Here is a 13,542-nt window from a genome sequence, read left to right on the forward strand (position 1 = left end):
ATTTTACTAAAAGGGTTGATAGAGATGGAGAAACAAAAAATTTTAGAGCAAAAAATAAGGGAATGGGGAGCGTCTTTAGTAGGTTTTTCAAATCTTACAGGTATCCTTCCCGATACTCTTTCAGATATTCCGTATGCCATTGCAGTTGTAATAAAATTAGCGGATAGAATAGTGGATGAAATTGAGAATAAGCCTACTCACACTTATTATCACCATTACCGTTCTGTAAATACGCTAATTGACCAGATAACCTTAAGGACGGGTCTTCTTCTTGAAGAATGGGGCTATAAAGCATTAGCTGTTCCTGCGTCTCAATCGATTGCTGATTTGGGAGAATATAGAGGACTTTTTCCACATAAAACTGCTGCTACAAGAGCAGGGCTTGGTTGGATAGGGAAAAATGGGCTTCTTGTGACTGAAAAATATGGACCAAGAGTGAGATTAGGAACAGTTCTAACAAATATGCCTTTTGAAACCGGAACCCCCATTACTGAAAGTAAATGTGGCAGCTGTAAATTATGTGTAGATGCCTGTCCTGCTATGGCACTTTATGGTACTCTATGGAAAGAGGGAATGCCGAGAGAAGAAATAGTTGACGCAAGAGCTTGTAGCGAATACATGAATAAAAAATTTAAACACATTGGAAGAGGCTATGTCTGCGGTATTTGTATGGAAGTGTGTCCTTACGGAAGGAAAAAATCTGTTGACAGGTTAAAAGGTTTTTGATAAAATGAAATCAAACAACCAAAACGTTTTGGAAAAGGTGGATATTAAATGGCTGTTACAATAAAAGATATAGCGAAATATGCGGGTGTATCTGTTACAACGGTTTCGAGAGCTTTAAACGGATATCCGGATGTAAGCGAGGAAACACGTGAAAGAATTAAAAAAATAGCGGAACAACTTAATTATACTCCAAACTCCATTGCAAGAGGACTTGTCACAAATAAGACCCACACAGTTGGCTTGATTGTTTCTGAATTAATAAAACCTGGGGCGTATCATCCTTTCTTCCTCGAAGTGCTTGCAGGTATAAAAGCAGGATTAAAAAAAGATAAATATGACCTTATACTTTTTACTGTAGACCCGGAAAGCCAAGATGCCACTTCCTATGAGAAGCTTTGCAATGACAGAAAAGTGGAAGGGGCTATTGTAGAAGGTTTAAGATTGAGTGATCCTTACATTGAAGAAATAAAGAGAACACAAATTCCCACTGTTCTGATTGATATACCGATACTGACTGATAAAGTGGGATATGTAAGTTCGGATAACGTTCAGGCGGCTTTTGAAGCTACAAGTTATCTTATAAAGTTAGGACATAGAAATATTGGATTTATAAATGGGCATAATGATGCGGCTGTAAGCTTTGAAAGGTTAGAAGGTTATAAAAAAGCTCTTGAAAAAAATAATATACCTTACAAAGAGGAATATGTAGTTTTTGATGATTTTACTCAAGAAGGTGGATATAATTCTTTTAAGACGTTAGTTTTTGAACATCCGGAAATAACTGCTGTTTTCCATGCTTCTGATTTGATGGCAATAGGGTCTTTCAAAGCAGCAAAAGACTTAGGAATGAAAGTGCCTGATGACATCTCTATTGTAGGTTTTGACGATATTGAACTTGCATCCCTTATTACTCCTGGACTTACTACTATAAGACAAGATACTTTTAAGATGGGATATAATGCAGCAAAACATCTTTTATCTATTATAAAAGGGGAAAAGCCTCAGCATATATTAATACCTCATAAGCTTGTAATTAGAGATTCAGCTAGAAAGATATAATTTTTTTTAAAAAGTACCCAAAACGTTTCGGATAAAATTTTTAGCAGGAATCAGGAGGTATATAAGTGGTAAAGCACATGTTTTTAGAGGATGTAAACAATTTAATAAGTGATGACAAATGGCTTATTTTCCAAAATGAGTATAATACAGAGGTAAATCCTCGATATGAGACCCTTTTTACACTTACAAATGGTTACATGGGCGTAAGAGGTACTTTTGAGGAAGGAAGCGAGGGAGAAAAGCCGGGAAATTTTATTGCAGGAATTTTTGACAAGTCAGATGCGCAGGTTAGAGAAATAGTAAATGCTCAAAATTGGTTGAGAATAAAGTTGTATGTTGAAGGTGAAGAATTAAGTTTGGATAAATGCCAGTTGATAGAATTTAAAAGAATTCTTGATATGAAAAAAGGTATTCTATTTAGGAGTATGTTGATAAAAGACAGCAAAGATAGAATTACTCGAATTGAGGGATACAGGTTTATAAGCCGTAGCGACCTTCATCGTTCTGCAATTAAGCTATTTGTAACACCTGTAAATTACAGTGGTGTTGTAGGTATAGAGAGCATTATTGATGGGACTGTTTTAAATTCAGCAGATAGCCCAAAGCATAGGGTAAAGCATTTGAAAGTGACTGACAATAGCAGTTTAAATAAAAGCGGAGTTTATCTTGAAACAGCAACTATTGACGATGATATTCGCATTGCAACAGGTAGTGCAGTGAGGTTATATCATTATGAGGATAAAGAGAAAAATAACATAGCTAAATTTAAGAGATTTTTGCCTTTAGGTGAAATGAGTATTGAATACTTTGAGTTTGATGGCACAGAGAACAAAACAGTAGTAATTGACAAATTTATTATAACCTATACCTCAAGAGACGTAAAAAAAGGCCTATTAAAGAGTACGGTGGAAAAAGAACTCTTTGCTTTTGCTGGAGAAGGTATTGACAAAGAGTTGCAGAGACATATTGAGGTATATGAAGAACTATGGTCTGTTGCAGATATAAATATTGAAGGGGATGAAGAAGCAGATAAAGCTTTGAGGTTTAATATTTTTCATCTTATGAGTTCTGTCAATGAAAATGACCCCATGGTAAGTATTGCTGCAAAGGCCCTTCATGGTGAGGGATACAAAGGCCATGTCTTTTGGGATACAGAAATATTTATGCTTCCGTTTTTCATATATGTGCATCCAAAAGCGGCAAAGACACTTTTGATGTACAGGTACAATATGCTGGATGCAGCGAGAAAAAATGCGGCTTTAAACGGGTATAAGGGAGCACAATACCCTTGGGAATCTGCAGATACAGGAGAGGAAGAGACACCTAAATGGGGATTTGATTACATGGGAAACCCTGTAAGGATATGGACGGGTGATTTAGAGCATCATATAACTGCTGATATAGCTTTTGCAGTGTGGGAGTATTTTAGAGCGACAGAGGATATTGAGTTTATGTTGAATTACGGTGCAGAAGTCATTTTTGAGACTGCAAGGTTTTGGGTATCTAGATGTGAATATGTAAAAGAATTAGACAGGTATAAAATAAACAATGTCATAGGTCCTGATGAATTTCATGAGCATGTTGATAATAATGCTTATACTAATTACCTTGCAAAATGGAATATTAAAAAGGGACTTGAACTAATCAATATGTTAAAAGAAAAATACCCTGAACATTATCATGCTATATCAAACAAGATATGTTTGACAAATGAGGAAATGGAAAAGTGGAAAGAAGTTGAAGAAAAAATATATATACCTTATGACAAAGACAAAAAGCTGATAGAACAATTTGAAGGCTATTTTGATAAAAAAGATTATGTTATTGATAAATTTGATGAAAACAATATGCCTATATGGCCTGAAGGTGTTGATATAACAAAATTGGGTGATACCCAGCTTATTAAACAGGCTGATGTTGTTATGTTAATGCTTTTGTTAGGTGAGGAATTTGACGAAGAAACGAAAAGAATCAATTACGAATATTATGAAAAGCGGACTATGCACAAGTCTTCTTTAGGTCCAAGTATGTATGCCATTATGGGTTTAAAAGTTGGGGACCACAAAAACGCGTACCAATCTTTTATGAGAAGTGCCAACGTTGACCTTGTGGACAATCAGGGTAACACTAAAGAAGGTTTGCATGCTGCATCTGCTGGTGGTACATGGCAAGTAGCTGTTTTTGGATTTGGCGGAATGGAAATTGACAAAGAAGAGATATTAAATATAAATCCGTGGCTGCCAGAAAAATGGGATAAACTTTCCTATAAAGTATTCTGGAAAGGCAATTTAATTGAGGTAATTGTTACAAAACAGGAAGTGACAGTAAAAAAATTAAAAGGAAAAGGAAATATAAAAGTAAAGGTAAAAGGGAAAGAGCTGACAATAGAATAGTCAAAAAGGTATAGGCAGGTGGATAACCTGCTATACCTTAAAATAAATTGATTATGTTTTAAGGGGGGATAAGTGGAGTTAGAGTAAAATTTTAAGTTCTCAATCAGATATTTTACTATAAAATTGTGAAAGGGGAAAGTGGTAATGAGTAAAAAACTTTTAAGCATCTTTGTATTGACGATCTTTGTATTAGCTACTGTTTTAGCTGGTTGTTCATCCAGTAAAAATAATACTTCCAGTGCCAATGAGACAAATACACAAAAACAAGAGACAGCAAAACCAGTTACTATAAAATTAGGCATGTGGTCTTCATCTCCAGCAGAAAAGAAGATAGTGGATGACCAAATAGCTAAGTTTAAAGAAAAATATCCAAATATAGATGTGCAAATTGAGACAATTGTGGGAGATTACATGCAAAAATTACAAACAGAACTGGCGTCAAATACAGCACCAGACATATTCTATCTTGACAGCATGCCGGCACCACAGCTTATGTCTTCAGGAGTTTTAGAGCCATTAGATGATTATATTAAGAAATACAATGTGGATGTAAATGATTTCGAGCCAGCATTGCTTTCCGCTTTTCAGTGGGAGGGAAAAACTTATGGTTTACCAAAGGATTTCAATACTCTAGCTTTGTTTTACAACAAAGACATGTTTAAAGCGGCTGGAATAAATGAGCCTCCAAAAACATGGGAGGAATTAAGAGATGTAGCTAAAAAGTTGACAAAAGACGGTGTCAAAGGTTTGGTTTTATCAGCAGACCTTGCAAGATTTGATGCTTTTATAAATCAAAATGGCGGTTCAGTATATCAAGATGGAAAAGTTACTTTAAATCTGCCAGAGAATGCACAAGCTCTTGATTTTTATGTAGGCCTCATTACAAAAGACAAAGTTGCTGACACACCACAAAACATGGGAGAAGGCTGGAATGGAGATGCTTTTGCTGCTAAAAAAGCTGCAATGGCAATAGAAGGTGGCTGGATGATACCATTCCTCAAAGAAAAAGCTCCTGATTTAAACTATGGTATAGCAGAGCTTCCAGCAGGAAAGCAAAAATCTACAATGGCTTTCACTGTTGCATATGTGATGAATAAAAACAGCAAACATAAAGATGAAGCCTTTAAACTTATTGAATTTTTAACCGGTAAAGAAGGACAGCAATTTGTAGTAGATTCAGGCCTTGCACTTCCATCGAGAAAGTCTATGCAAGAAGGATTTAAGGAGAAATATCCTGAAAGAGCTGCCTTTGTAGATGGTGCTTCTTATGCGGTACCATGGCAATTCGGTTTGTATGGCACAAAGGTAGTAGATGCGGCTAATAAAGCCTGTGAAGCATTAATAATGAAGCAAATAAGTAGTGCTCAGCAAGCTCTTGACAACGCACAAAAGGAAGTTGGACAATAATTTAAGTAAGCAGCACCTTACTAAAATAAGGTGCTGCAATTATGATTTTTTAAGGTTGAAGGGAAGGATGTATTTATGGAAGCTAAAATGACTATGAAAAAGAGGTATTTATACGAAGCTTTGTCAGGGTATGCTTTTGCGTTGCCTTTTATTGCTTCAATATCTATTTTTTTGATAGGACCATTAATTTATGCTTTTATTATAAGTTTTAAAGAATTTTTTTTAAATCCTGAAGCAAGCCGATGGGTTGGATTTACAAATTATACAAAATTATTCAGTGACCCAACGGTTAAAAGAGCTCTTTTAAATACAACACTTTATTCTTTAGGAGTAGTACCAACACAGCTAATTATTGCCTTAATACTAGCATTAATTGTAAATTCGGATATTAAAGGTAAAACATTTTTTAGAGTTGCCTATTATATACCAACTGTTACATCCACAGTTGCAGTTTCTGTAATATTTTTATATCTATTTAAAGCAGATGGTTTAGTTAATGCTTTGTTAGCTAAATTTGGCATACAAGGGCCTACTTGGTTCAATGACGTCAGGTTTGCGCTTCCTTCTATCATGATGATGGCAATATGGTCTTCTGTAGGTAATTACATGGTGATTTTTCTTGCAGGATTACAAGATATACCATCAGAATTGTACGAGGCTGCAGAAGTAGATGGGGCTAATAAATTTCAAAGATTTTTCAAGATTACTCTTCCAATGTTGCGGCCAATAGTGTTTTTTAATCTAGTAATGTCATTAATTGGTACTTTCCAGGTTTTTGACCAAGCCTATGTAGTATCGCAAGGGACTGGTGGGCCTCTTGATGCTACAATGACAGTCGTGCTGAATATATATAGGACAGGATTTAGAGATTTTAACATGGGTTACGCTTCAGCTATGGCTTTTGTATTATTTGTAATAATCTTGATATTGACTCTTATACAGCGAAAGCTTTTCAAAGAAGAAACCTATTAGGAGGTGGCAATAGATGAAAAAGGTGTTGCGGTTTTTATTTTATACCGTTGTTGTAGGATATGCAGTAATTACACTTGGCCCTTTTATTTGGTCTATAATAACATCTCTAAAACCCACCAGTGAATTAAATACTTTTGTTGTAAATATAAAGCATTTAACTTTAGATAACTATAAAATGATAATCACAAAATTTCCCTTTTTGAGATGGTTTATAAATAGTGCTATAGTTGCAGCTATAGTGACGTTTGGAAATATGCTGTTTAATTCTATGGCAGGGTATGCACTTGCAAGAATAAATTTTCCTGGAAGAAATTTATTGTTTATGGTTGTGCTTGCTCTCATGATGGTGCCAGGACAGGTAGTGATGGTGCCGACTTATATCCTTCTCAGCAAATTAGGCTGGGTAAACACTTACATGGGTCTTACAATTCCGTTTTTGACCAGCAATTTTGGAATATTTTTAATGAGGCAATTTTTCTTATCTCTTCCCAAAGAGTTAGAAGAAGCAGCTACAATTGACGGTTTGTCACGATTTGGGATTTTCTTTAAAATAGTTTTGCCTTTGTCTAAACCTGCTCTTGCAACTCAATTCATTTTTATGTTTACTGGCAATTGGAATAGTTTCTTGTGGCCTAGCCTCTTGACGTCTAGTGATGATATGTATACACTGCCGGTAGGACTTAATTCCTTTTACGGGCAGTATTATCAATTTTGGAACCAGGTAATGGCAGGAGCTATACTTTTGACATTACCGACTATATTAATATTCTTAATATTCCAGAGATATTTTGTAAAAGGAATATCTACAACGGGATTAAAATAAACGTAACGAAGGAGGAATAAAATGGCAAGATATTGTGGAGTGATTTTTGATTTAGATGGTGTTATTACAGATACTGCAAGATACCACTATTTGGCATGGAAAAAGCTTGCTGATGAGTTAGGAATATATTTTGATGAAGTTATCAATGAGAGGCTAAAAGGTGTAAGTCGTTTAGAATCTTTAGAGATAATTTTAGAAAAAAGTGATAAAAAATATTCTCAAGAAGAAAAAGAATATTATGCAAATAAGAAGAATGAGTACTATAAAGAGATGATAAAAAAGATCACGCCTGAGGATTTATTGCCTGGAGTGGAGAGATTTATTGAGGAACTTAAAAAAAGAGGTATTAAAACGGCAATTGCTTCTGTCAGTAAAAACGCTTTTACTGTTGTTGAAAATTTAAAAATAAGAGATAAGTTTGACTATATAGTGGATGCAAATGAAATTAAGCATGGAAAACCTGACCCTGAGATATTTTTAAACGCAGCAGAGCATCTTGGCATTTCTCCTGAAAAGTGTATTGGAATAGAAGATTCTGCTGCGGGCATCACTGCAATAAAAAGAGCAGGAATGTTTGCAGTAGGAGTGGGCAATCCTGAAACGGTGAAAGAAGCAGACTTAATTTTAAAGGATTTAAGTGAAGCGGATAAAATATTAGAATTGCTGTAGTGTGGAAATATTCCCCTGTATTTGGATGTCATTTCTCAAATTAATTTAGCCTAAAACCGACAGTGTAAAATTTCTGTAGGAAAATGACGTTAAAGTTCTTCAATGATAAGTTTATCTAAAACCATCTCCTACAGTATCTTTACACTATCAGTTGACGAATACAGATTGAATTTTTGCTTGTTTGTTGTTATAATTAAAATTAAGAACAACTAAGACATTTATCATAGCTTCTTAGCAAAGTTTGCAAAATCGAATATTGGGGGGAGCTGAGCGGGGCAAAAGCTCGGCTGAGAGTAGGCACTTAAAAAAATCCCTGTGCCTTGACCCTTTGAACCTGCTTCGGGTAATGCCGGCGAAGGGAGAGAAAGAAGATGAAGCCTTTAATGCAATATTCCGGCATTAAAGGCTTTTTTGTTTAAGTTGATACAAAAATCGGTGTTTTTAAATTTAAAACCACAAGCCGCCGGTAAAAGCGGCTTTTTTATTTTGGATTTTTAGGGGTGATCAAAGTTGATAAAGGTAAATGACAAAGAGATGGATTTTAATGGCAGTGTAAAAGAGCTTTTGCTTTCATTAGGTCTTAATCTGAATGCGTGCGCTGTGCTGGTAAATGGGGAGATTGTAAAAAGAGAAAGCTGGGAAGATTTTCGGCTAAAGGATGGGGATTTTGTTGAGATTGTCAGCTTTGTTGGTGGTGGTTAAAAAAACAAATTGGTTTTAAATATTGCTTTGATAAACATAGAATTTCAAATAAGGAGTGGGAAAGATGTTTAAAATAGGCGGAAGAATTCTAAAGTCAAGGCTTTTTGTTGGAACAGGGAAGCTTCCTGATTACTCACTTATTGAGAAAATGTATAGCGAGGCTAAAGTCGAGGTTTTTGCGGTGGCAGTGAGGAGAATAGGACCAAACACAAAGCATACCAAAAATGTCTTAGAGTATATTCCAAAGGATGCAATCACCATGGTAAACACATCAGGGGCTATGAATCACAAAGAGGCAGTAAAGATTGCGCAGATAGGAAGGGAGCTGACATCATCAGATTGGGTTAAAGTGGAGATTGAAAAGGATACAAAATATCTTTTCCCTGACAACTACGAAACCTTAAAGGCGTGTGAAATCCTTGTTAAAGAAGGGTTTAAGGTCTTTCCGTATATTTATCCTGACCTGAATATAGCAAAAGAGCTTGAGCAAATTGGGGTTGAGGCGGTCATGCCACTTGGCTCGCCAATCGGCACGAACAAAGGGATTGGCTGTGAAGTATTGTTAAAACCTATTATAAACGAAGTTAAAATTCCTGTGATAATCGATGCAGGCATAGGAAGGCCATCCCATGCAGCACATGCAATGGAGCTTGGTGCAGATGCTGTTTTGATAAACACAGCAATTGCGACCTCGTCTGACCCGGTGAAAATGGCGGTTGCCTTTTCAAAAGCGGTTGAAGCAGGAAGGCTGGCTTTTGAGGTTGGGCTTTTGAAGGAATATGAGTATGCACAGGCTTCATCGCCACTTGACGAATTTATCAAAGGCTAAAAATTTTGGATTTTCAAGAAGGTGTTTTAAAGATGATGGAGTATTTAAAAGAAGCCCTTGAAGTTTACAGCCAATATGAAAACTACATTCCCTCATTTGATGAGGCAAGAGAGATTCTGATAAAGGAGTTTCTGGATAAGTCCGACCTTGTAAAGCTTTTAAACATTGAGGATGAAAGACTAATCAGGATAATGGCTAAAAAAGCCAAGAAATTGACAGAGGCAAACTTTGGCAAGGTGATTATGCTCTTTGCTCCCCTTTATATATCAAACTTTTGCCAAAATGGCTGTACCTATTGCGGATTTTCAAATTTGAAAAACTGCCCTCGTGAGAGACTTGAGAGAGAGCAGATGGAGATTGAGATGAAAAGTCTCAAAGACGAAGGGATTGACTCTGTGATAATTCTAACAGGCGAAGACAGGGTAAATTCGGATTTTGAATATATAAAAAGCGCATGCTCTGTTGCAGTAGACTACTTTTCTGAGGTTTCAATTGAGGTATACCCGCTTTTGGAAAATGAATATGAAGAGCTTGCAAAGATAGGAGTTGTTGGCATAACAATCTATCAGGAAACTTATCAAAAGGATGACTACGAAAAGCTTCATCTTTTTGGACCAAAAAAAGATTATGAGTTTAGACTTCTCACACCAGAAAGAGCACTCAAGACTGGCTTTCACGAAGCGTGTGTTGGCCCACTTTTGGGCCTTTCTCATCCCGAAAAAGATGCTTTTTGTGCAATCTTGCATGCCGAGTATTTGATGAATAAATTCCCCAAAGCCGAGATTTCTCTATCCTTTCCTCGCTTTAGGGATGCCAATACAGGTTTTAAACCAAGCTATTTGGTATCTGATAAAGAATATATAAAGTTTTTGCTGGCTGCAAGGATATATTTGCCAAGGGTTGGGATTGTGATTTCAACAAGGGAGAGAGCGGCTTTGCGTGATGCTTTAATGGATATTTGCATAACAAAGATGTCTGCAGGCTCTAAAACAACTGTCGGTGGTTATGCAACTTCAAAGGATGAAAAACTTGGACAGTTTGAAATAGACGATTCAAGAAGTGTCAGCGAAATTGTAAATGTAATAATTCAAAAAGGACTAAGACCAGAGTTTACAAACTGGGTAAAAGGTGTGGGCAAATTATGAGCTTGTTTGAGCTTATGCTAAGAAATTACTTTGATGAAAAAATGCTTGAAAAACTTGGAAAAGTAATGGTTTTGATTATTGGCTGTGGTGGTCTTGGTTCGAACATTGCAGCTATGCTTGTGAGATGTGGAATAAAAAATCTTACCATAGTTGACTTTGACAAGGTTGACATATCAAATTTAAATAGGCAAAACTATTTCTTCTACCAAGCTGGGCAAAATAAAGTCTCTGCACTTTCTCAAATTCTTACAAAGATAAATCCATATATTAGCATAAAGACTCTAAATACCAAGGTTGATGAGTCAAACATAGATAAGATTATTGCAGAATATGATGTAATTGTTGAAGCGGTTGACGATGAATGTACTAAAGCCTTGATATTTGGCAAAGCATTAGAGCACAGCAAAAAAGTGGTTTTAGCATCTGGCATTGCAGGCTTTGGCGATTGTGAGAACATCAAGGTCAAGCGGGGCAAAGGTTTTGCGATAGTTGGTGATTTTTCCACTTCAGAAAAGGATAAAAAGCCATATGCGCCAAAAGTGCTTGCGGTGGCAGCAATTCAAGCAGATGAAGTTTTAAGGATGGTGAGTGAGCTTGACAAAGAATGAAAAATTAAGGCTTTTTCAAGACTATAACATCTATTGCTTGACAGCCGAGAAATTTTCAAAAGGCCGTAGCAATATTGAGGTTGTGAAAGATATGCTTGAATCTGGAATAAAGATTATTCAATACAGAGAAAAGTATAAAACTTTAAAAGAGAAATATCATGAATGTTTGAAGATTAGAAAAATGACCAAAGAATTTGGTGCAATCTTGATTGTGAACGACCATGTGGACCTTTGCATGATGGTTGGTGCAGATGGAGTTCATATAGGGCAGAATGATTATCCAATAAAAGAGGTGAGAAAACTCCTTGGTGATGAGTATATAATCGGTGTGACAGCTCATACAAAAGAGCAAATCAAAGAAGCTGAAAGCAATGCTGACTATGTTGGTGTTGCTCCGATATTTCAAAGCTTTACAAAGGATAATCCTTTGCCTCCTATCGGGCTTGAGATGGTAAAGTGGACGGCTGAAAATTGCAAGCTCCCATTTGTTGCAATAGGTGGGATAAAAGAAGGAAATCTAAAAAGTGTTTTGGATATGGGTGCAAAGTGCGTATCGCTAGTGACAGAGATTGTTGGCGCAGATGATATTAAAAATAAAATCAAAAAACTACAGGAAATAATGATGTCTAAAAAGGCTGAGTTTTAAATTTCTCAAAAACAATAAAAGGAGTGAAGATTGTAATCATTGATTTTAAAACTGTCTTTACAACATCTCGGCCTGTTAAAGAAAAACCTGCTTTATATCTCACTAATGCTTCTCTACAAGCAAGAGAAGCTCCATCTCTTTACATAATATATAAACTTTCTTTTTATTGATTTTTATACCAACATCACTTAATTTTTGCTCGCTTTTTTTAACAGTTTGGACAACTTTTAGAGGGTTAAAAAAATTGTCTATACAGTCGATGCTTGTTTTTGCATGTATGAATTTAAAGAAATTAGCGACATGGTTATGGAAAAAAGATAGGGGACCCTCACTCTTATTTCATTATATTTATCAAATTATAGTTAAAAACAACGAAAACCTCACTTTTTGTATTAGTTAAAAGTGGGGTTTGTCTTCAAACTGAATATTCTCCTATGTTTGGGGAATAATTTTTTTGTAAAAAACTCTTGCATTTTTAAAAAGGTAGTAATATAATATAACTGTAAGCGGTTACAGTAAATTGAGAAAAGGGTGTCAAAATGGCGACAATAGACGATGTAGCAAAATTAGCAGGAGTTTCTATTGCAACTGTTTCGAGAGTTTTTAATAATAGCCCTTTGGTAAGTGAAAAAGCAAGGCAAAAAGTTTTAAAAGCTGCAGAAGAGCTGGGATACAAACCCAGTATGCCAGCCAGAAGCCTGGCGATGAAGAAGACAAACACTATAGGGCTAATTGTGCCTGATATATCAAACCCTTACTATGCAGAAGTAGTAAGAGGTATTGAAGATGTCTGCAATATTTATAAATACAATATTACTTTGTGCAATGCAGACAATAAAAGAGAAAAAGAATTTCAATATATAGAAATGCTAAAAAATCGGTGGGTTGATGGAATAATATTTCACTGTGACTATTTTTCTGAAGAGCATTATGAAGTCTTTAAAAATGACAATATAAAGGTGGTACTTGCAGGAAGAACAACAAAGTTTGATGTGCCTTATGTAGGGATTGATAATTTTAAAGCGGCTTATGATGCAGTGAATTATTTGATATCATTAGGCCACAAGAGGATTGGAATTATTCATGGCCCTCTTGATGACATGAAAGAGACAATAGATAGCGTAGACAGGCTAAAAGGGTATAAGCAAGCTCTTATTGATAATGGCTTACCAATTTATGATAAATTTATTAAAGAAGCAAATTTTAAGTATAAAGGCGGATATAATGCGGCGATGGAAATGCTAAAAGGCGAAATGAGACCTACTGCTATTTTTGCGATAAGTGATATTATGGCAATGGGAGCAATAAATGCGGTGTTTGACAGTGGACTTTCATGTCCTGAAGATATTTCTGTGATGGGCTTTGATAATATTGACTTGTCAGAAGCTACAAGGCCTTCTCTTACGACTGTATCACAGCCTATGTATGAAATAGGGGCTGTTGCAGCTAGAATGCTTATAAAAATGTTAAATGGGGAAGAAATTGATGATTATCAAATAATTTTAAAACACAAAATTGTGTTAAGAAATTCTTGTATATCTCCAAAAGATTAAATTTTGTTTT

14 protein-coding genes, 1 pseudogene and 1 riboswitch are annotated in these 13,542 nt (G+C 35.7%); all 15 genes and pseudogenes read left to right on the forward strand.

The window, feature by feature from the left end:
* Positions 1-24 precede the first annotated feature (24 nt).
* The 15 genes and pseudogenes from TKV_RS03965 (at position 25) to TKV_RS04025 (ending at position 13,532) form a co-directional block, all read left to right on the forward strand.
* Positions 25-726: a 4Fe-4S double cluster binding domain-containing protein gene (locus TKV_RS03965; protein ID WP_049686201.1), complete on the forward strand. Its 702-nt coding sequence runs from the start codon at positions 25-27 to the stop codon at positions 724-726.
* 48 nt (positions 727-774) lie between these two features.
* A complete protein-coding gene (locus tag TKV_RS03970) occupies positions 775-1,785 on the forward strand; it encodes a LacI family DNA-binding transcriptional regulator (protein ID WP_009052649.1) in 1,011 nt (336 codons plus the stop codon).
* Between the two features lie 65 nt (positions 1,786-1,850).
* Complete coding sequence (locus TKV_RS03975; RefSeq protein ID WP_049684831.1) at positions 1,851-4,178, forward strand: glycoside hydrolase family 65 protein; 2,328 nt, start codon at positions 1,851-1,853, stop codon at positions 4,176-4,178.
* A 144-nt stretch (positions 4,179-4,322) separates the two neighbouring features.
* Positions 4,323-5,585 carry an ABC transporter substrate-binding protein gene (locus TKV_RS03980; RefSeq protein ID WP_049684832.1) on the forward strand — a complete coding sequence of 421 codons (1,263 nt, stop codon included), beginning with the start codon at positions 4,323-4,325 and terminating at the stop codon, positions 5,583-5,585.
* A gap of 75 nt (positions 5,586-5,660) precedes the next feature.
* Positions 5,661-6,557 (forward strand): carbohydrate ABC transporter permease, encoded by an 897-nt coding sequence (locus TKV_RS03985; RefSeq protein WP_049684833.1) that lies wholly within the window; start codon positions 5,661-5,663, stop codon positions 6,555-6,557.
* A 13-nt stretch (positions 6,558-6,570) separates the two neighbouring features.
* Positions 6,571-7,380, forward strand: coding sequence for a carbohydrate ABC transporter permease (locus tag TKV_RS03990; RefSeq protein ID WP_003866993.1), 810 nt, complete (start codon positions 6,571-6,573; stop codon positions 7,378-7,380).
* A 21-nt stretch (positions 7,381-7,401) separates the two neighbouring features.
* Positions 7,402-8,049, forward strand: coding sequence for a beta-phosphoglucomutase (pgmB, locus tag TKV_RS03995; RefSeq protein WP_003866992.1), 648 nt, complete (start codon positions 7,402-7,404; stop codon positions 8,047-8,049).
* 249 nt (positions 8,050-8,298) lie between these two features.
* Positions 8,299-8,427, forward strand: a riboswitch (TPP riboswitch).
* A gap of 132 nt (positions 8,428-8,559) precedes the next feature.
* Positions 8,560-8,751: a sulfur carrier protein ThiS gene (gene thiS, locus TKV_RS04000; protein ID WP_084574176.1), complete on the forward strand. Its 192-nt coding sequence runs from the start codon at positions 8,560-8,562 to the stop codon at positions 8,749-8,751.
* A gap of 64 nt (positions 8,752-8,815) precedes the next feature.
* Positions 8,816-9,580 (forward strand): thiazole synthase, encoded by a 765-nt coding sequence (locus TKV_RS04005; RefSeq protein WP_049684834.1) that lies wholly within the window; start codon positions 8,816-8,818, stop codon positions 9,578-9,580.
* 32 nt (positions 9,581-9,612) lie between these two features.
* Positions 9,613-10,725 carry a 2-iminoacetate synthase ThiH gene (thiH, locus tag TKV_RS04010; RefSeq protein ID WP_049684835.1) on the forward strand — a complete coding sequence of 371 codons (1,113 nt, stop codon included), beginning with the start codon at positions 9,613-9,615 and terminating at the stop codon, positions 10,723-10,725.
* Positions 10,722-11,333, forward strand: coding sequence for a sulfur carrier protein ThiS adenylyltransferase ThiF (gene thiF / locus TKV_RS04015; protein ID WP_049684836.1), 612 nt, complete (start codon positions 10,722-10,724; stop codon positions 11,331-11,333). Before thiH ends, thiF begins: the two co-directional genes overlap by 4 nt.
* Positions 11,314-11,979, forward strand: coding sequence for a thiamine phosphate synthase (thiE, locus tag TKV_RS04020; protein WP_049684837.1), 666 nt, complete (start codon positions 11,314-11,316; stop codon positions 11,977-11,979). The genes thiF and thiE overlap by 20 nt, the downstream gene beginning before the upstream one ends.
* Before the next feature lie 23 nt (positions 11,980-12,002).
* Positions 12,003-12,149 carry a hypothetical protein gene (locus TKV_RS13000; protein ID WP_158506594.1) on the forward strand — a complete coding sequence of 49 codons (147 nt, stop codon included), beginning with the start codon at positions 12,003-12,005 and terminating at the stop codon, positions 12,147-12,149.
* Positions 12,150-12,196: 47 nt separating this feature from the next.
* A pseudogene (locus TKV_RS14120) lies at positions 12,197-12,379 on the forward strand (IS5/IS1182 family transposase); the annotation flags it as partial.
* A 139-nt stretch (positions 12,380-12,518) separates the two neighbouring features.
* The gene (locus TKV_RS04025; RefSeq protein ID WP_049684838.1) at positions 12,519-13,532 is read left to right on the forward strand and encodes a LacI family DNA-binding transcriptional regulator; all 1,014 of its coding nucleotides are present in this window, start codon (positions 12,519-12,521) and stop codon (positions 13,530-13,532) included.
* The last annotated feature ends 10 nt before the right edge of the window (positions 13,533-13,542 follow it).

Source organism: Thermoanaerobacter kivui (genome assembly GCF_000763575.1).
Taxonomy (GTDB): Bacteria; Bacillota; Thermoanaerobacteria; order Thermoanaerobacterales; family Thermoanaerobacteraceae; genus Thermoanaerobacter; species Thermoanaerobacter kivui.